Raw genomic sequence first — 18832 nt, forward strand, 5'->3', positions numbered from 1 at the left:
GTGGCCCCGAGCTGCTCTGTCTGGGTGCCACCCCGGATGAGGCGGTTACCGAGATTTTGCGTGTCGGCGATGGTGTTGGCCACCTTGCCCTCGATGTTCCACTCCTTGCCGCATCGAAGACATGACGCCCGCACCTCTGCCGCTCGCGTCATGTAAGCAAGGCCCCGCCACCGCGCGACGGGTACGACCTTCAGTGCGACCTTGGCCGCTTCCCGCTCCTTGCGCGCTTTCTCGGAGATCGCTCGGCTTTCGGCACGTTCATCGGCTCGTGCCGCCTTCGTCTTGAACGGCCGTTGGAGCACCGGCACCACAAAGATGTACGGGATAGCGCCGACAACCAGCCCGATCACGAACAAGAATATGGCCCCGAACGCCCCCGCGCTAGAAGTAGACGCAAGCCACCCGGCCAGTCCCAGAACGGGGACGGCGCATACCCACGCGATACCCGTGGCCACAGTGGCGGCCGCGGGTGAGCGGTAGATCTCATCAGGCACCCTGGCAATCCCCCTTCGACGCAGCGGACAACCCGCTGGCTCCCGTGCATTTAACAGCACCCAGCCATCCTCGCCGCCGTTAGGCGATGAGAGTTCGCGCGTGCTCCCATCTCGCGCGATGAGTGCGGCATTCCGCCGCGTGCCCTCTTTACCGTCACGCTGACGGTAGGACCCTTGCGAGTTCGCGGTGCACTCGTTCGATGGACTGAGCGTCGAGTGTCCCGGGTGACGTGAGGGTCGATTGCAGTCGCTTAGGCCAGAGGACCTGGACGTCGCGTGTGGTGAATGCCCCGCCGATCAGCGGCCAGTCGGCGTCGACGAAGCAAAGGACGCCATGGACCGGGGTCTGGTCACCGATGGTGGTGCTGACCATTCCGACTTGCTTGAGTACTCCGTCGACCAGCTTGGTGCACTCCCGGCGGCCGACGATCAGTCGTTCTACCCGTGGGCGCAGGAGCCCGCCCTCGACCCGAAGCTGCGGGCGTCCGCTGTACCTCTTCGCGTCGATCACGTAGACGCCCGTGGGTGTCACAGCCAGGTGGTCGATGTTCGCGCGGCTGCCGGGTACGCGTCGGTCGTGGAGGACCAGGCATGTCTCGGACTGCAGGGAGTTCAGGCGGCCACCGAGGCGTTCTTCGCCGACGGCTCCGGTGGCCCACGCTGTCGTGGACTGCGGATCGTCGCTGAGGGCCAGGATGAGACCGCCGAGCTTCGGATGCTTGGCTCGGATGCGCTTCTCGCGGCCGGCCTTGCGACGATCGAACTCGCGTCGCGCGGAACTCCCAGCCTCACCGATATCAACCTCGGTGTCCGGCTCCGGCGCGTCGCGTTCGTGGGTCAGGCAGCGGACGGTTCTGCTCTCTCGGTCGTAGACGGCTTCAGTCTTCGCAGGCAGCGTCGCGTCGCAGACCCGGCACGCGCCGGCGTACCGCAGACGCATGCGCTTCTCGGCTGAAGCCGTCGCGTCGTCCACGCCTGGACCGTAGCCGCCGACCGCCGACTAGGTCCGCGCATTGCCGAAGGTGGCAGCGCTCGTCAAGCCTTTGCGGTCTTAGCGTCGGGCAAGTGCCTCGTCCTCGTTCGGCGGACCAGGGGCGAGGCTTGGCCGATTCCGCCAGGTGCCATTCATGAACACGCTTCTGCCGTTCCAACCCGATGCCATGACGCCAGCCCAGCTCGCTGCGGTGTCGTACCTTGCCCGCTACTCCGGGCACACCCACACGTTGTACTCCTCCCAACTGCGGCGCTGGTTCGCCTGGTGCGAGACCAACGCACTCGACCCGCTGATCGGGATCCAGCGCGCCCACATCGAGCTCTACATCCGACACCTCGGACAAGCCGGGCTAATGGCGTCCTCCGTGGTCACCTCGATGCACGCCGTCCGCGGGTACTTCAGGTACGCCCACATCGACGGACTCATCGTCTCCGACCCGGCCGTCTACGCGCGCCTCCCACGAGTTCATCGCGACGAATCGCGCACCCAAGGGCTGGACCGCCTCGAGCTCATTCGCTTCCTCCAAGTCGCCCAGACCCTCACCGTCCACCACGGCGCGCTGGCGTTCCTCCTCGGCATCAACGCCCTGCGCGCATCCGAAGCGGCCGCGGTCCGGATCGAGGACTACGCCGAAACCCTCCGCGGACACCGAGTAATCCACCTCGTCGGGAAGGGCGACAAGCCCGCCACCATGCCCATCACCGTTCCTGTGCTGCGGGTCCTCGAAGCCTGCCGAGGTGATCGGGTGGAGGGCCGACTCATCCTGCGACCCGTGTCCGGCAACCCCATCGATCGCCGCGACGTCTACCGGATGGTCGCCCGCATCGCGAAAGCAGCAGCCATCCCACGCCACGTCAGCCCACACTCGCTACGCCACGCCGCCATCACCAACGCCCTCGACGCCGGCGTCCCGCTACGCGATGCGCAGATCCTAGCCCGGCACTCCGACCCACGTACCACCGAGCACTACGACCGCGCCCGCGGCAACCTCGACCGCCACGGCGTCCACTTCCTCACCGCGTACGTCGCCGGCGTCTGAATGATCGGACGCAATGCAGCCGAAGCGAACGCGACTGCCTCGATTGCGGCGCCGTAAGGGGGACGGCTGGCCGGGCAGCGTGCGCGTGCTTGTCGTGCGCTCCCAACGGTCGCTGGTCGTCATGGTTCACTGCGATTCATGGAACAGTTCCCTGCCCCGCACGCAACTGGTACCGAACTTCAGGTTCCGAAGCTTCTTTACCACTACACCAGCGCGCGTGGACTCCTTGGAATGCTCGGCCATGGAGAACTGTGGGCGACACACTGTGCGTTCCTGAACGACTCGCAGGAGTACCTATTCGTGTTTGACCTCGCGGCCCAAGCGTTGGGCGTCCGAGACCCGAGGCGACTGGGCACTCACAGGAAGCTGGACTCGTTGCGGAAGCATTCACCAATCTACGAGCAGATCGCAGCGGCCATCGATGCTCGACTGAACAAAGGTGCGCCAAACATCTTTGCCGCGTCCTTCACTCCTCACGGGAATGACCTAAGCTTGTGGCGTGGCTACACAAGGCCCGGAGATGCGTACTCTATTGCCTTTGACACTGCGACCTTGACCGAGAAGGCGCACCAAGACGGGTGGTCGCTTGCGCCGGTCACGTATGGCACGGATGTGGCGGACTGGGTAAACGGGCTGATCGACTCGCTCGTGCGCCGAGCTGGCGCGAACAAGGACTCTGCCGACGACCAAGCGCAACTTCTGGCTTCCCGGTGGATCGACCATCTGACCAAGCACGCACCGCTTATGAAGCATGGCTCTTTTATGGCCGAGCAGGAGTGGCGCCTCGTTAGAGAAGAGCGAGATGGTACCCACGCGGTGTGGGAATTCCGCGAGGGCACCAGCTCGCTGATTCCCTATGTCAAGTTCCGCTTCGCCATCGACAGGATGGATAGTGCTGCAGTCCACGCGATATGCGGCCCTACCTCAGATCAATCGCTGGCCACGAAGGCACTCGGTCTTTTCGCGTCGTCACGCCTCAACACGGTCTCCCACGGCGTCAGTCCCGGCGACGGCAGCTACCGTGCCTGGTGACGCACCTGAGAGCGAATTGGTGAATTTGCGTCCGCTGCCGTCCGGCGGCTAGTGAACAAAGGTTGTGGCTGAAGCACTCAGATCCCTTTCCACTCGTTGGGCTTCTGCGCCTGGACCGCGGACGCCGTGTCCGCGCGTCACACCGTCGCCTGCCGACGTCTTGGATGACGAGCAGGGTCGACCACACCTACAGCGACCTCTGATCGGCAGTCAGTCGACCAGTGTGGCCGCGGTGTCGATTAGGGCCCGCTGGTCGCGGAGTGACCGACGCAGTTCTTCAGCGATCTGACGCATGGCAGCAGGGATGGGCGAATTCCGAGCCGGAGCAAGGCCCGCAGGGACGTCGAAACGTGCGCCCATGGCGTTACCTGTGGTGAGGGCGACGTAGGTAGGCGGTAGTTCATCAATGTGCGAGCCGCCGTCCTTGTGGGCGAGCCAGTCCATGAGGTCGTACCTCGTAGCTGCAGGACCCGAGGTTGGAAACATCGCCGGCTCGCGCCACCACTCTTCGAACCGCGTCATGCGCAACTCGTCTGATGTCGACGGTTCTAGTCCGTGCGGGACGTAACGCGTTCCCTGGTCTCCCATCTCGACGATCATCAAGCCTCCCATGAACGCAGGTATCGCACCCGCTGCACGGAAGGCCGAGATCCGCTCTCGCTTGGCGGCGATGGAGTCGTGAAACCAGAGACGGTCCTTGGCCTGAAGCAGCGCAAGCAGGCTTCTGCTCCTGCCGGTGTCGTGCACCAACGTGCGGACGTGAGTGGCTAGCCGCTTGCACTCATATTCGATTCCGTCATCAAAGGCGCTGCAGGATGCGTCGATGAACGCAAGTTGTTCGTCTAGGTGATTGAGCAACTCGGGGACGGTTTGCGGCATGTCCAAAGCGTAGATGTGAGAACGTCTGGCACATGCAAGTCACCCCGGTGGCCGTCGGGGCGCTCTTCGTTGCGCTCGGCAGCACAATCCAAGCCGTGAGGTGGCTATGGGTGGAGAGCGGTCGACTGAGAGCCCGCGCGACGGCAGCATCGAAGCGGAGCGAGCGAGTGGCAGTCGAACGCGACGGCCGTGCCGACCTCGATATTCTCGCTTGGGTCCTCATCAGCGTTGGTCGCTGGTACACCTTCGCAAGTTCGATCTAGCTATGGTTCCGTCGGCGCTCATCGACCTGCAGGACCGAACCATTTTCGCTATCACCGCCAACTAGCCCATTCCGCCGCGTGAGCGTGCCCCACACCATCGATCAGTCCCGTTGTCTCAGCCGATGCCGATTACTAAGGCACTTGACTAGCCAAGCGTCGCACCTTTCCGTCCATTGCAGGGCTCGCACAGGAGTTGCAAGTTGCGCATGGTGCTGGAGCCCCCCATCGAGAACGGGATGATGTGGTCGAACTCCAGCGATTCGTTCGAGCCACACTCCACGCACCGGCCCCCATCTCGTTGCCAGACGTTAATCTTGACCTCACTTGGAATTGACGGCCTGGTCCTTCGGGAGTCTCCGCCCTCGACCAATGCGCTAGCCGCGTGTGCCTTCGCCAACCTCAATCGCCGCCGGTTCGCCGACTCGTTGACCAGCGCGAGAACGTCTTGGCTACTCAAGGCATGGTCTGTACTCGTGAAGACGCGGCCCTGATAGATCCAGACATCCGTCTTGTGGTTCCCGCAGACCCTCACTGGCTCCAGCATCGACAGTCGCATGGTGTCGTCACGGAAATAGCAGCTGGACCCACCCGCAGACACGTGGAACAGGGTTCCGGCATCCATGAGTGCCTCGATCTCTTCGAACGCAAGGTCGGCGGCACCCACACGCGTAGGCTCTGGCGGCTCAAAGTCGGCGCATTCATCCGGATCGAGGCCAAGTTCTTGCGGCAGGTAGCCCATGTCACGCATCCCGCCGTAAGGGTCATAGAACTCGCCGCGACGAACAGTCGAGATGCCGACGCCCTGCGCTTCCTTGAGTAGTTGAGCCATGTCCGAACCGTAGGCGCAGTTTTGTCCCGAGCGGTCGGAAACCGACAATCGGAGCCGCTACCAACGTCCCGGCCGGGTGTACCTAGCCCATTGCGCCGCGATCACGCGCACAGTCAGCTCTGGCTGAAACGGCGCCCACGGCGACGTGAGATGTCGCGCAGCGGGCACCGCTCCGAAGCCTCACACGAGCTTTTCAAACACCATGGTCGCTTGGATGCGGTCCCCGCCACCGAAACCACTGCTTTTCGCCGACGAGGTGGTGATTGTGTGCAGCCGGTAGCCCTTCGACGCTTGCTTGTTGATCGCGCCTTCAAGCTCAGGCAGATTGCCAGACCCAGTGCCAAGGAACTTCTCTTTGAGCGTGACTTGAATGACGACGTACTCCATGTGCGTGTCTCCCCTGTCGTGACGTTGCCGCACGGCGAGTGCCGCTGGGCCGACACTTTCTACACGGTTGTGATGGAGGCCGCAGGCCTTTCAGGTGTCAACAGGCCACGCCTGGTCGACGATCTTCCATCGCGCGCCGCACCTGGTCCGCTTGAGGTCCGCAGACATACCGCCATTCGTCAGGCGCCGCGGTCCCTGCGCTGGACTTGACCAGACCTGCGTCAAACCGCCGCGTCGGGGGTAGCGGATCTGGACGTGGGGCCGGAGAGCATCGATTGCGATGACTTCGAGGGTGGGAACGGTCGTTCTCACAACGACCGCGATCCACAGTCGAGAAGCGTCGCCCGGTGAGCTGTGCCCAATGCCCTATGCACTGATGTTCAGCGGAACTGGATCGCTCACAGAGAGATCACAGCGGGTCCACCGGAACCTCCAAACCGCACTGCCTACGTTTCCGGCATGACTTCTGAACCTCCACTTGCCCGACGTTCCTTGTCCCGGCGCTGGGTGCTGGGTGGACTCTCCGCAGTCGCGGTCGCCACCGTGGCCGGATGCGCCTCTGACTCCGGCTCGACCACGTCGTCCAGCCCTTCTACGACGTCCGGCAGCGCCTCGGCGTCGTCGTCGGCGACCGCTACGGGTACGGCGGCTACCGGTTCGGTCGCTGCTCTGGCGCAGGCGTTCTACGACACCCTGACCGACGACCAAAAGGCCACCACTCTGCTCGACTACAGCCTCGAGAACGCAGCGAAGTGGTCCAACCTCCCCCAGGGTCTGTTGGCTGGCGGCATGGGCGGTGGCCCGGGTGGGGGCAACGGCGCCCGCGTGGGTTTGAGCATCGGCGAGCTCGACGACGACCAGACCAGCGCACTGAACGCCGTCCTCAAGGCTGCCACCGGATCGGCAACCGGCCTCGGGTACGACCAGGTCGTCGCCCAGCTCGCGGCCGACGACTACCTGGCAGCCAACGGGGGCGGTGACGACTACGGCCGCGCCAACTACTACGTCGCGCTGCTCGGAAGCCCACAGGACTCCGGCACCTGGGAGTTCCAATTCGGTGGCCACCACCTCGCCGTCGCCAACACCTACGTCGACGGCAAGCTCGTGGGCGCCACACCGTCCTTCCGAGGTGTCGAGCCCAACGGCGACTTCACCCAGGACGCCACCAGCTACGACGTGATGGGCGTCAAGGAGGCCGCGTTCGAGGCGATGCTCGCCGGACTGTCGGGCGACGCGCTCACCTCCGCGCAGCTGTCCGACGTCTACAGCGACCTGGTCCTCGGTCCCGGCCAGGACTGGGCCTTCCCCACCGACAAGCTCGGAGTCCAAGCCGTGAACCTGACCAGCGCCGAGAAGAAGCTCGTCCTCGCCGCCATCGCCACCTACGTCCAGGACATCGCCGACGACGACGCTGAGACCATCCTCGCGACCTACGAGTCCGAGCTCGACGACACCTACGTCGCCTACTCAGGCACCACCGCGCTCACCGAACAGAACGACTACGTGCGCATCGACGGGCCGTCGGTCTGGATCGAGTTCTCCATGCAGCGCGGCATCGTCCTCTCCGGCAACCACCCCCACTCGGTGTGGCGCGACCGAGTGACCGACTACGGCGGGACCCAGGGTTGATGCTTTGGCTGCGTCGCACGCTGGTCGGGGCGTTCGCTTGCATCGTCGCGGTCTTGGCGCTCGCCGTACCGGCCTCAGCACACGTCGTACCCACCTCGACGATCGAGCTCGCCGTCACCGACACGAACATCGTCGCCACAGTCGAGATCCCTCTCGACGACCTCGCGGCCGCAGCCGGCATCGACCTGGGCGACGAGACGCAGGCAGACGTCGACGCCGCCGCGACCGCCATCGAGGCCTACCTTCTCAAGCACTTCACCCCGACCAGCAACGACGGCACCGCTTGGACCGTCACGGAAGGCGACCTCGTCGTCGAGACCACCGGCGACACCGCGACCACCGGGACCTACCAGGCGCTCGAGACGACGTTCACCCTCTCCCCGCCTGCCGGCAGCGACACCGCCGAGGAGGAGAGCTCGTTCAACCTCGGCTACGACGCCGTCGTCGAGAAGGTCGCGACCCACGTCACCATCGTCACGATCGAGTCCGACACCACCGACGACGACTTCAGCGGCGCCTACGAGGTCGGCACCGTCCAGCGGAGCACCGTCACGAACACGGTCGAGGAGCTCCACGTCGACCTCACCTCCGGCACCAGCCGCGCGGCGTTCCTCGACATGGTCCGCCTCGGGATGCAGCACATCAAGGACGGCACCGACCACCAGCTCTTCCTGCTCACCCTGCTGCTCCCGGCGCCGCTGCTGGCGGTACGCCGGCGCTGGGGCCTATTCGTGCCGACCAGCACCGCCGTGCGCCGGATCGGTGCGATCACGCTCTCCTTCACGCTCGGCCACTCGCTGACCTTGGCGCTCGGCGCGCTCGGACTCCCCGCCCCACAACGTCTGGTCGAGGCCGCCATCGCCCTCAGCATCCTCGTCGCAGCCATCCACGCGGTTCGCCCGATCTTCCCGGGGCGCGAGGCGCTGGTCGCAGGCGCATTCGGGCTGGTGCACGGGCTGGCGTTCTCCGAGACCCTGCGCGCACTGGACCTGTCCGGGCCGCACCTCGTGCTGGCCCTCCTCGGCTTCAACGTCGGCATCGAGGCCATGCAGCTCATCGTGGTCGCGCTCGTGCTGCCGCCCCTGCTCCTGCTCGCCCGCACCAACAGCTACCAGCGCCTGCGCGTCGTAGCTGCCGCAGCGACCGGCACCGCCGCACTGGGATGGCTCGCCGCCCGCCTCGGGGCCACCAACCCGATCGGCAACCTCGCCGACGAGCTCGGCACGCTCTCGATACCGCTCGTCGTCGCACTGTGGCTCCTCGCCATCGCCAGATCCATTGCAGCGCCAGGAAAGCGAGCACCCCGGAGAAGCAGTCAGCGCGCCTCCCGAACCCGAGGTCGACTAGCGGGCAACGTGCCAGATCCAGCGGCTCACGCGCTTGGAACATCCCACCAACCAGGCGACCCTTACGCCCCGAAACATCAACACCAGATCTGACGCGACGACTGCGTCTATCCGCCGCCTGTCGGTGTGGGCACAAGGAGCTGCGCGGCTTGTCAGTGTCGTCCCTATGGTGTTGCCATGGCTGACGAGTACTGGCTTCGCGCAACACGCGAGTCGTACGACCGAGTGTCGGTTCGCTACGCGGATGTCGTGGCTGAAGGACTCAAGGGACAGGCATTCGAGGACCGTCTTCTGGACTACTTCGCCAATGACATCCAACGCTCGGGTGGCGGGCCCGTTCTCGATGCGGGATGTGGTCCAGGAGTGCTGACACGCGACCTCAGGTCCAGGGGCCTCGATGCCTACGGCTTTGACGTGTCCACGAGCATGCTCAAGCTGGCGGCGGGTGACGATGGCAGCGCTCGCGTGTTTGGTGCAGCCCTCACCGCGATTCCACTTCAGTCCGCATCGATCGCGGGCTTGTTTTGTTGGTACGTGTTGCATCACGTGCCCGATCAGGACTTGCTCGGAAGCTTGACGGAACTCGCCAGAGTGACGAGGCCCGGTGGTCTCATCATGATTGGCGGACACACCGGCGAGGGCTCGTACATCAAGACCGCGGGGTACGGCGGAACTCCAATGAGGGTCTGGTTCGTCCGGCGGCCTGCAAAGGAGTACGCAGATCTGCTGAGTCAATGTGGCTTGCAGATGGAGGCGACCGTCGAGCTCGGTGCCGAACAACCGGCGACAAACGCTGTGTGGTTTGCGCGCAAACCAGAGTGACCTTGAGCTTGGGTCGAAGCCGCGTTGCGTCCTTTCGCCGCCTAGCGTGTAGTGCCGGGCCGCGAACCGATCTCTTCCTCGGGCCAGCGGCCATAAGTAAGAGACGGCCGACCCCGCTTCATCTCGAGACGGTTCTGGTAGGGATCGACGACCCACGTTGACCTTCGAGCTAGCGGACGTCGGTCGCCATTCGCACCCACTTTCGCGGACAGATCAAGTAGCCGCGGGAGAGGATCTGGTGCGCATACGTGAGCGATCCTCGGCGGGTCGCCGTCTGGAACGAGGTCTCAGTGGTCGGAACCATCTTCATAGTGCTCTTCGTCGGGTTCTGTTTTTGGGCCGCGTATGCAACTTCACGTCCCGAGTTCAAGCAGCAGCAGGCCGAGCTCAACGCGCAGAAGGAGGCTGCTCGTCGGGCTGAGATTGAGAAAGAGGTCAAGAAGCTCTTCCTCAAGGGTCCCGATTGGATGCTAAAGGTTGCCAGCCGGGACAAGGTGAACGTGGTCGCTGGGCGACGCGCTGTGACGGCAGTGACGCTCACGAACTTCGCTGGAGGTCCGGCGATGTTCGAGGTCTCCATGATCTTGGCGGACGCAGACAGTGTCCGGGTGGGGACTGTCTCGACACTGTCTGCGACGTTGGCCGATCGAGAACAGGAACTCTTGACGCTACAGGGCCCGATTAGCCCGATGACCACCAAAACCTTCGGTCGTATCGACTACCAGGTGCGTCGGATCCGTTGACGATCTCTCGCCGGCAAAGGCCCAAGACGATCGAGGTCTCGCTCGTGACCGACTCTGACACGCGGCATTCCGCCGCCATGGTGGTCGCGGTGCATGCCACAACAGGTCGGTGCGTGGTCGTGGCATTCGCCGTACGGCTCACTCGTACAGGTAGTCGTACCGGTTTGGGTCCAGACCCCTTGCGCGGAGAGCCGCATCGATCTCTTCGGTCGTGGTGACGCCGTCAGCGACGATGTCCTCCCAAGTGAGGTCGGCGATGATCTCGGCAAGCGTCCGCTCGGAAGCTTCACCCGGGTCATCGAACTCGCCAGCCATTGGACCGAGGATACAACTGGGTCCGCCCGTCGATATTGCCTCGAGGATGTGGCAGTTGATCCGCAACTGTCTCGAACAGCGTCAAAACGCCGCGAGCCGCGTAGCCCGAGATGCCCCAATCTCCAGCGCTCATGGACCGCCCGCGACATCATGTGCTGGTCAATCTCGAGCGAAGGTCCACAGATGATCAAACGCATCAAGAGAGCCTTCGCGGTTCTCCTTGTTTGCACGTTCGTCGTGTCGAGCTACATAGCTTGGTCAGGCTTCACCGGTCGCGAACCCATACCGATCCCCGACGCGCTCGGAGGAGGCGGGGCGGGGACCGTTAGCGGCACCGACTCCGACTTCAGCGACCTGAAGGTCCAACAAGGGGATGCCGGCAAGTTCGCCGGCACGATCTCGATCGACAACCCGAGCGCCACGTATCAGGACGTCCTGGTGACGGTGGATCTGTTCAAGGGTGACCAGAACGTTGGTGAGCTGTTCGGCAGCGTGACTGTCAAGCCCGGGACCTCATCGTCCGTCGAGCTAATGTCAGTCGACTCTTATGTCTCGTGGACCGACGCTCACGTGGACTTGTTGCGTTCCTGACGGTGACCCACTCCGCCGCCATCTACCCGATCGTCCTGCTCATACTGCCCGGCACGTGGCCACTGTCTTGGGGAACTCGATGCCCTTGTCGGGAGTGCGGCTCGGGCATCCACGCATCTACGAGCTGCGTGACCACGTGTGGAGCACCTGCCGGAGTCGTCCGGGTGTCGCCAGAATCTCAACGAGGTAGAGCAGGGGCAGGAGTCCGATATCGTGCGGAACGTTGCCGTCGTGCTGGGCGAGGAGCGCTGCAGTCCGGTCGCGCGCGTTGGCTTTGTTGGACCCGTGGCCGTGGGTCGCATCGCGAAGAGCCTTGACGTAGAACGCAGTGGCGTCGTCCTGGTCCATCGCGAGCGTCGACCCGTCGCCGTAGACGAGTCGCAACTGGCTAGATCCGAGAAGCTTGTGCACGAAGAATCCGTCGCGAAGCTCGTGCAGCGCTTGCACGGAACGACCCGCCGCATCCAGTAGCACTTCGGCACCGGCTGATGGCAGCTCGTCACGCATCCGCTGCAAGGTCTTGGAGGCGTGGCGAGGATCGGCCAGCTTCTCAAGCTTCACCGCCGTCAGCCGGTCAACGGTGTCCAGCGCGGTGAAGGCCAGCACACGCCGGGCATTGATGTCGCGATCTGAGGTGAGCGCCGAGGCAGTACGCCTGAAGAGCTGCTCGACCGTCAGGATGGCTTGCATGTGCTTGTCCGCGCGGTAGATACCGTCGCGGCCAGTGAAGACGGCGAAGTTCGAGAGCACGCCGAACATCCGGTCCAATGCTGTAGCCCACCAGTTGATGGCACTGTGTGCAGCAGCAGGCGCGAGCTGGGGAACCGCCAGTGCCCGGTTGGCTCCCGGAACGCCAATGAGGTGGAGCATCTCTTCGGCCCGGCCGGTAGTCCCCGCCAGGGGTTGGCCGAGCGAATACACGACCGTGCCGAACGTACGCGGGACGGCGAAGCCCCAAACGGACGGGGCTAGGGCACCGAGCAGTGGCCCCAAGTAGGCGTCCATCGAGAAGAGCCCGTCAGAGAGACCTAGTGCCGTTCGGAACGCTGAGTGTTGGGTCTCGAACGCCCGCATCAGGTGGGTGATGTCGCCTGCCTGCATCCGCTCGTCCTGCGAGATCTGGGCCAACATCATGGGCAGCTTGAATCGCCACGTGAGTGCCTCTGAACGCTCCATCAGGTGGACGCCGGCGTTCGCGAAGACCTTTTGGTCCGGATCGCTCTCGACGCCGATTTCGCGAAGATCCCTGAAGTGGTGCTCGACTCGGGCGCCGAGCTCATGTGTTGGCACCGTGAGTGTGTCGATACGGATCAACTCAAGAGCGTGCACCGGATTGCGGGTGCGCTCCAGCTCCTCGTGCCATTTCTGCACCTGCCGATCAGTCGACTCATCGGATAGATGCTCGATCAGGTCCGTGCGCGAACTGAGGTAGGCGAAGTCCTCTTGATGCACCGTCGGACCTGCGATGTGGCGATAGGAAATCAGGTTCGGGTCTTGGCGCAAGTAGCTCTCTGACGTCTGAACCGTCCACTCACCCGTAGCGCGGTCACGACGCACCTCGACGTTCGCCTCGTCCAGCAGGGCGGAGGGGTCTCCTCCGTACAGCCAGGAAGGAAGGACCACGCGCGCGTGCCGGGGCACCTCACTGCTCACCCGCGGCACGGTATACACCGTGACCCACAGGGCCTGGGATCGCGCGCGCCGAGCATCCAGGCCCAGCGGCGATGTGCCGGCGAATAGTGGGTAGACCACTTGCACCGATTGGGTCCGCGTCCTCGTCGACTTCAGCCGCCCGCGACATCGACGTCGCGATCCCCATCAAGCGTTCGCACTTCCCCGACGACGGGTGGGGAGGTAACGAAGTGGTGACACCTGGACCTAGTCCATTCCGCCGCGTGAGCCGTTGCCTGTTTCAGCTTCCGCAGACTGGTCCGTTCCGGTCGAGCAGACTCACCGCATGGACATCGCCGACATGAGTTCCCGCGTACTTCTCCAGACATACGCCTCCATCCTCACGGAGCTCGTCGAGCGTGGGGTGACGCGATCCCGGAACGCACCGGTCGGTGACATCGCTGAGTTCTTGGTGAGCATCGCCTACGACGGTGAGCTCGCGCCACCGTCGGAGAAGAGCTGGGACGTGCGCGGGAAGGATGGGCGGAAGATCCAAGTGAAGTGCAGGCTCGTCGTCCCAGACTCCAAAGGCACGCAGCAGTACTCGCCATTTCGAAGTTGGGACTTCGACGTGTGCGTCTTCATAACGTTCGACGCCTATTCGTACGACGTGATGCAGGCGTGGGAGGTGCCTGCGGCTGGTGTTCAAGCGCTAGCCGCGCCAGTCCCTCACGTGGGGGCAACTGCCGCCCGAGTGAACACCAAGACGCGCTTCGCAGATGTAGCTGGGACCATGGACATCACTTCTCGACTGCAAGCTGTGATGGAGCACCTGGACTAGAGCGTGGGTAGCCACTATCGCTACAGCGCGTCATAGCACCGCGAGTCAGGTACACCGGAATCTAGCGCCCTTGTGTGCAAGGGAGGGCTGGGTGAGGGTCTTGCTCGGGCGCAGGGACCTACACCCGGTGGTGTCAGCGGTCGCAGTTACCTACGCCGAGAAGTGATTGGCGGGCACGAACGTCCGCGAGTCGGTGGTCTAGGCGGGGTCGGTGGCTGCAGCGGCTTGGACGTCGCCGCGGTGGGAAGTACCGGATCCGGTATCGGGTGCCAGAGAACGCCGCAGTGCCTCTTCGACCCCGACGAGCGCATAGTCGGGTTCGAGCAGCTCGTGTCGGAACTGATCGTTGCCGCAGACCATGTCGTGGCGCAGGCTGGCAATGAGGGTGACCACCTCGGCGACCGGCATCTGTGCGATCGCGGCGCACGCGCGGCCGACGAGCCTGGTGGGGAGGCCAGGGACGAGGAACCTGCGGCGGCGCAGGCCGGCGACGTCGGCGTACGTGGCGAGGAGTTCGGGGTAGGTGAGAACGTCGGGGCCGCCGACGTCGAGGTGGGTGTTCATGTCGGGTGCCTGGAGGGCGCAGACGATGAGATGCACGACGTCCTCGACTGCAATGGGTTGAATGCGTGAACGCATCCATGCCGGGACAGGGGTCAGGAGCGGCACTCGGTCGCTGAGGCGCTTGAGCAGCTCGTAGGACGTGGACCCGGCGCCAATGACCATGGAAGCCCGCAACACGATCGCTGGCACTGGTGCGTCCAGCAACACCTGTTCGACCTCTTGGCGCGAGCGGAGGTGTTCAGACAGCTCCCCGTTCGGTACGAGCCCGGAGAGGTAGATGACGCGGCGTACCCCGGCCTCGGTGCATGCGGAGGCCATGTCTTCGGCTGCTTGGCGGTCCTTGCGCGCGAAGTCGCCGACATCCATGGAGTGGACGAGGTAGATGACGGCATCAACGTCCTTGACCGCTGCTGCGACCTGCGTGGGGTCGGACACATCCATCTCGCGGGTCTCGACCTCGTCGTCCCACGGATAGTCAGCAGTGCCCGACTCCGACCTGCTCGCAGCCAGGACGATGTGGCCATGCTCGAGCAGCTCAGGAATGAGCCGTGACCCGACGTAGCCCGTGGCGCCGGTGACGAGCACGCGCTTGAGGCGGGGAGCAGCCGCTTCGTCGGTAGGCAGCGACGATGCGGCGGGCGGGGGTGTCATAGACCCCAACGTAGAGGCGGTGTCGCAACAGACTGCTCCGACCGGCGCCGCGAGACCGCAACCCTCCCGTCGTAGAGGCAAGGCGAGGTAGTCCGAATGGACGTAGCTAGCGGCGTGACGATCCGAACTGCGGCGACCAGCGCGTCTTTGCGCCGCTAGCCGGGGTGGCCTGATTCCCAGGACCGATAATGCCCCGGACTCAACGAGAGTGCCCACGCCTGTACGACGTGGGCTCTGATCGAGGGACTTCTCGTTCGTGTCGGCAGGGCCATGGATGGGCGACTGATTCGTCGATGTCAGTGGCAGCGTCGCGCATCTGGGTGTTCAGGCGTTCCCACTCTCGGGGATGAAGGCCGTGTTCCAGTACAGAGGCGACGAGGGCGGCCATGGAGTAGGGCGGTCCTGGGGGGATCTGGTCGAGGGCACACCAGGCGCGGGCTCCGTCTCCGCGGAGCCAGCTGCTGAACGCGAGCAGCATCGATGGCGCCGCGCGGACTGAGTCTGGGGCGCGGCGGGTCAGGTCGCTCCACAGGGCGACGTGCGACGGTGCGTTCTGTCGGGTCATGTTGGACCAGAGCACGTCGCGGGTACCAATGTCTTCGACGGCGACGAGCATTCGTGCACTGTCGGTGTCGGACAGGCGGTTGCCGTCAACATGAAACTGCTGCAGTTGTGCGTGCGCCCAGCTGCGTTCAGCCAGCACCGTGTTCTTCGATGCTGCTGCGCGAACGCCAGTAAGGACCTTGGCCACGGGATCTCGATCGCCGACGAGCGAGGCGGCGAGCGCTTGCCGACTGCTGACCGGTTGTGCGGCCCCGGCGAGGACCATCTGTGCCGCCAGCCGGTCGGTCGCGGAGGTGGCGAGCGATCCGGTTCGGCCGGTGTCGAGGTCGCGCCAGGTGTCTGCGTGTGCGTGCAAGCGCAGCTGAGTCGTCACACCGATGGTCTCGAGGTGGGCGGTCAGGTGGCGGCTCGCGCGTTCGGCGCTTGCGTCGTCGGGGGTGAAGCAGATGAGGGCGACTTGAGCGCCGGGGTGCACGTGACGGTAGAGCCCCTCATGGATGGCTTCCCAGACGTCGGCCCTTGCTTGAGTGGTGGTGGGGAGGTCGACGCGCAGGCTGGGGAGACCCTGCCTGAACGGGACGAGGACGACGGACTCCTCGGGTTGGAAGCCGAGCATGTGTGGGACTGCGGCGAGCAGTTCCTCGGGTGATCGGACGACGAGCTTGACCGGCCCCATGACGTTCACCCGACCTCGACGACTGAGTCGGCACCGAACGACGTCGAGGTCGCGGCGCCGGCGTGAGCCGCAACGACGTGTTGGAGTCCGGAGCAGTGCGGCGTGGGCCTGGTGCACCCAGACGCTGTCCTCCGTGTCGGGCGTGCGCGCCTGTCTCGGCGGCGAGGTCCGGGTCGCGGTCGTCCCTGGGCGTCGCCTGCATCGACGGTGCTTGTGGGGCTCTCTTCTGACGCGGTGGCGGACATGGCGTTCCCTTCGAGTAGCTGGCACCTGGGTTCGGGGTCCACTCCCTAGGTCCGTCGCGTGGTCTCCGGCGATCAGCTCGGCCGGCGTCGCGTGCACGCGCAGATGGGTCTCGTGGTCAGCCGGTCGCTGTCGCAGGTCACTGCCGCGGTGACGGTGTTTCGCGACCGGCGCCCGAAGCGGCTCAGTCGTGGGGGCCCTTGCGGGTGCGGGTCCGTGGGAAGGCGCCGGGCGGGGCGTCGCCGATGATCTCGCCTGTCTCGAGGTCGACCATTCCCAGCCGTGGCGTCGTTGGCATCGGGCCGGAGGATTGGTCGGGCCGTGGGCGGTCGGTGTCGGCTGCGTAAAGGTCGTGGCGACGTTGTGTCCAGGCTGCGTCGGTGTGGTCGTTGTGGCTGGGACGTCCGGGCCAGGGCGAGTGGGTGTCGGTGCAGTGGCCGTTCAGGCGGCTGCGCATGCGGTCGAGGAACGCCGGGAGGCAGTAGCGGTGCCACTCCTCGAGGGCGTCGCTGGTCTTCGCGAGGCTGGCGCGTCGGCGCTGGTCGGCGATGACGGCGAGCTCGTGGACGAGGTGTGGATGTTCGGGCCAGCAGGGCGGGATGAGGGCGGCGGTATCCCAGGTGTATTCGTGGTTCAGCCAGATCACGACTTGGTCGAGCCATCGCCACAGCTCTCGCCGTAGGTCGGGTTGGACGCAGGTGTCGGGCGCCCACGGGCGAGGCAGAAGTGCGTGCGGTCCGAGGGCCTTCTGTTCTTCGGGTGTGCCGTTGGTGGCGGTGTGGATCTCTCGGTAGGCAAGTCGCACCAGCACGCCCGGTTGTGGGAACGGCAGCACGATTGGCGTTCGCGGGAGGGGCTCTCGGTGGACGCTCACGAGTGGTGGCCGCTCTCACCGTGGCGAGTGGCCAGGAGGCTGGAGTGTCCTGCCCCGGGCGCTTCGCCGCGCGTGGCGTCGCCCGCATCGGTGGGCACCTCGGGGTCGTCGTTGAGTCCGAGGCGGCGTGATTCGGCGAGGGCATCGAGGGTGCGTGCCCCGAGGGTGCGGTGGGGTTGACGGTCCTGGGTGAGCCTTGCCCTGTGGTCGCGTTGTCGCGCGAGGAGCGTGGCGCCCTGCTTCCCGTCGACGCAGCGGTCGAGTGTGGCGACGATGGGTTTGCCGTTCTCGGCGATGACGAGGGCCTTGCGTTCGGGCAGGCGGCGGACTTCTTCGGGACGCATGATGGCGATGTCGTCGCCGGAGAAGCTGCGGGCGGAGCCGTGCCCGCCGGAGTTGTGGGTGACGCGTCCGACGCGGACGGTGCCGAGGAGGTCGGAGATCTCTTGGTTGAACGCGACGTCCTTGGAGCCGCCGAAGACGACGAGGACGTTGGTCAGTCCAATCAGGGCGCGGGATTCGTGCTCGCCGAACAGGGAGGTGAGCTGCGCGCGGGTCTGGGCGGCGTAGATGAACGAGAGCCCGAGGGCGCGTTCGTTGGCCATCCGGGTGCGCAGCGTCGGCAAGGGTGCGGTGGACGGGAGCTCGTCGAGGCAGGCGAGCATCGGTGGGCACAGTCGCCCGCCCCACGGTGACTCATGAGCGAGGGCGAGGGCAGTGTCGAGAACGTGCTCGGCGACCGCGGTCATGAGGGGGCTTGCCGAGGCGTACGGGTCTTCTCGGCCGAGGAGGTAGATCGTTCCGCGCCGTCGGATGACGTCCGTCAGGTCGGTGGCGGGTCGGGCAGTGCCGGGGACGCAGCGCCGGCGGGTGGAGGCCTGGAAGAACAGCGACATGGCCTGCTGGACGGTGGTGACGGTGTTGCCGGCGGTTCGGTCGTCGCCTCGCAGCGCACCGTGCAAGAGGCCGTGCCAGAAGGGTTCGGCGTAGGGGTGGCGGCGCAGGATCTCGGTGGGTTCGGTGGCGACCGCGGGGTTGGCGACCCAGCGGAGCACGTCGTCAAGGGTCTTTCCGGAGAGCGCGGCGGCGTGGAGGTAGCCCTGAAGGACTTTGGCTGACTCGGCGGCGTAGAAGCGTGCCGCGTCGTCGCCGGTGCCGCCGTTGACGGCGCCGCTGACGGTGCCGGCGGTGAAGGCCTTCGCACGGCGTTCGGCCACTTGGGGATCGACACATCCGGCCACTGGATCCCACACGAGCTCGCGCACCGTGTCGTCCCACAACCCGTCGGCGAGCCCGAAGGGATCCATCACCACGCACGGCCGGCCGCCGGCGGCGCGGTCGGTGAGGCTGAGCAGCAGGTCCTCGACCTTGGTGAGGGTCACCAGCGCTGCACCGGGCGCGGCGAGGAGCGCAGGTGTGAGGAGATCGAGGGTCTTCCCGGAGCC

Annotated in this window: 19 protein-coding genes; 8 read left to right on the forward strand and 11 right to left on the reverse strand. The window is 65.3% G+C overall.

The window, feature by feature from the left end:
• Both ACFFJG_RS01705 and ACFFJG_RS01710 read right to left on the reverse strand, forming a co-directional pair.
• On the reverse strand, positions 1-350 hold a 350-nt coding region (locus tag ACFFJG_RS01705; RefSeq protein ID WP_378516887.1), incomplete at its 3' end, for a hypothetical protein.
• Between the two features lie 298 nt (positions 351-648).
• Positions 649-1467 carry a nuclease-related domain-containing protein gene (locus tag ACFFJG_RS01710; RefSeq protein WP_378516888.1) on the reverse strand — a complete coding sequence of 273 codons (819 nt, stop codon included), beginning with the start codon at positions 1465-1467 and terminating at the stop codon, positions 649-651.
• A 154-nt stretch (positions 1468-1621) separates the two neighbouring features.
• Between ACFFJG_RS01710 and ACFFJG_RS01715 the strand changes: the two genes are divergently transcribed.
• Entirely contained in the window at positions 1622-2527 is a 906-nt protein-coding gene (locus ACFFJG_RS01715) for a tyrosine-type recombinase/integrase (RefSeq protein WP_378516889.1), read from the forward strand.
• Between the two features lie 138 nt (positions 2528-2665).
• Complete coding sequence (locus tag ACFFJG_RS01720; RefSeq protein WP_378516890.1) at positions 2666-3559, forward strand: DUF2971 domain-containing protein; 894 nt, start codon at positions 2666-2668, stop codon at positions 3557-3559.
• A 210-nt stretch (positions 3560-3769) separates the two neighbouring features.
• Here the strand turns inward: ACFFJG_RS01720 and ACFFJG_RS01725 are convergent, their stop codons facing one another.
• The 3 genes from ACFFJG_RS01725 to ACFFJG_RS01735 all read right to left on the reverse strand — a co-directional run bounded on the left by ACFFJG_RS01725 (position 3770) and on the right by ACFFJG_RS01735 (position 5917).
• Positions 3770-4438: a hypothetical protein gene (locus tag ACFFJG_RS01725; RefSeq protein WP_378516891.1), complete on the reverse strand. Its 669-nt coding sequence runs from the start codon at positions 4436-4438 to the stop codon at positions 3770-3772.
• A gap of 408 nt (positions 4439-4846) precedes the next feature.
• Positions 4847-5530: an HNH endonuclease gene (locus ACFFJG_RS01730; protein WP_378516892.1), complete on the reverse strand. Its 684-nt coding sequence runs from the start codon at positions 5528-5530 to the stop codon at positions 4847-4849.
• Between the two features lie 180 nt (positions 5531-5710).
• Positions 5711-5917 (reverse strand): DUF4177 domain-containing protein, encoded by a 207-nt coding sequence (locus tag ACFFJG_RS01735; protein ID WP_378516893.1) that lies wholly within the window; start codon positions 5915-5917, stop codon positions 5711-5713.
• 459 nt (positions 5918-6376) lie between these two features.
• Between ACFFJG_RS01735 and ACFFJG_RS01740 the strand changes: the two genes are divergently transcribed.
• From ACFFJG_RS01740 to ACFFJG_RS01755, 4 genes are all read left to right on the forward strand, one after another.
• Positions 6377-7546, forward strand: coding sequence for a DUF3500 domain-containing protein (locus ACFFJG_RS01740; protein ID WP_378516894.1), 1170 nt, complete (start codon positions 6377-6379; stop codon positions 7544-7546).
• Positions 7546-8985: a HupE/UreJ family protein gene (locus ACFFJG_RS01745; protein WP_378516895.1), complete on the forward strand. Its 1440-nt coding sequence runs from the start codon at positions 7546-7548 to the stop codon at positions 8983-8985. Before ACFFJG_RS01740 ends, ACFFJG_RS01745 begins: the two co-directional genes overlap by 1 nt.
• Positions 8986-9069: 84 nt before the next feature.
• The gene (locus tag ACFFJG_RS01750; protein WP_378516896.1) at positions 9070-9714 is read left to right on the forward strand and encodes a class I SAM-dependent methyltransferase; all 645 of its coding nucleotides are present in this window, start codon (positions 9070-9072) and stop codon (positions 9712-9714) included.
• A gap of 248 nt (positions 9715-9962) precedes the next feature.
• On the forward strand, positions 9963-10457 hold the full coding sequence (locus tag ACFFJG_RS01755) for a hypothetical protein (protein WP_378516897.1): 495 nt from the start codon (positions 9963-9965) through the stop codon (positions 10455-10457).
• A gap of 138 nt (positions 10458-10595) precedes the next feature.
• On the opposite strand, the gene ACFFJG_RS01760 is transcribed toward ACFFJG_RS01755, so the two are convergent.
• Positions 10596-10772 (reverse strand): hypothetical protein, encoded by a 177-nt coding sequence (locus tag ACFFJG_RS01760; RefSeq protein ID WP_378516898.1) that lies wholly within the window; start codon positions 10770-10772, stop codon positions 10596-10598.
• A 183-nt stretch (positions 10773-10955) separates the two neighbouring features.
• Between ACFFJG_RS01760 and ACFFJG_RS01765 the strand changes: the two genes are divergently transcribed.
• A complete protein-coding gene (locus ACFFJG_RS01765; RefSeq protein WP_378516899.1) occupies positions 10956-11363 on the forward strand; it encodes a hypothetical protein in 408 nt (135 codons plus the stop codon).
• A gap of 117 nt (positions 11364-11480) precedes the next feature.
• On the opposite strand, the gene ACFFJG_RS01770 is transcribed toward ACFFJG_RS01765, so the two are convergent.
• Positions 11481-13016, reverse strand: a complete 1536-nt coding sequence (locus ACFFJG_RS01770) for a hypothetical protein (RefSeq protein WP_378516900.1) — start codon at positions 13014-13016, stop codon at positions 11481-11483.
• Positions 13017-13320: 304 nt separating this feature from the next.
• On the opposite strand from ACFFJG_RS01770, the gene ACFFJG_RS01775 reads away from it, so the two are divergent.
• Positions 13321-13815 carry a DUF6998 domain-containing protein gene (locus tag ACFFJG_RS01775; RefSeq protein ID WP_378516901.1) on the forward strand — a complete coding sequence of 165 codons (495 nt, stop codon included), beginning with the start codon at positions 13321-13323 and terminating at the stop codon, positions 13813-13815.
• Positions 13816-14013: 198 nt separating this feature from the next.
• Here ACFFJG_RS01775 and ACFFJG_RS01780 read toward each other — a convergent pair whose 3' ends face one another.
• From ACFFJG_RS01780 to ACFFJG_RS01795, 4 genes are all read right to left on the reverse strand, one after another.
• Positions 14014-15030, reverse strand: coding sequence for an NAD(P)H-binding protein (locus ACFFJG_RS01780; RefSeq protein WP_378516902.1), 1017 nt, complete (start codon positions 15028-15030; stop codon positions 14014-14016).
• Between the two features lie 199 nt (positions 15031-15229).
• Complete coding sequence (locus ACFFJG_RS01785) at positions 15230-16270, reverse strand: DUF4192 domain-containing protein (protein WP_378516903.1); 1041 nt, start codon at positions 16268-16270, stop codon at positions 15230-15232.
• Positions 16271-16697: 427 nt separating this feature from the next.
• Positions 16698-17159: a hypothetical protein gene (locus ACFFJG_RS01790; protein WP_378516904.1), complete on the reverse strand. Its 462-nt coding sequence runs from the start codon at positions 17157-17159 to the stop codon at positions 16698-16700.
• Positions 17160-17383: 224 nt separating this feature from the next.
• The gene (locus tag ACFFJG_RS01795; RefSeq protein ID WP_378516905.1) at positions 17384-18769 is read right to left on the reverse strand and encodes a type IV secretory system conjugative DNA transfer family protein; all 1386 of its coding nucleotides are present in this window, start codon (positions 18767-18769) and stop codon (positions 17384-17386) included.
• Positions 18770-18832 lie beyond the last annotated feature (63 nt).

The organism is Nocardioides zeicaulis (genome assembly GCF_042432345.1).
GTDB classification, from domain to species: Bacteria; Actinomycetota; Actinomycetes; order Propionibacteriales; family Nocardioidaceae; genus Nocardioides; species Nocardioides zeicaulis.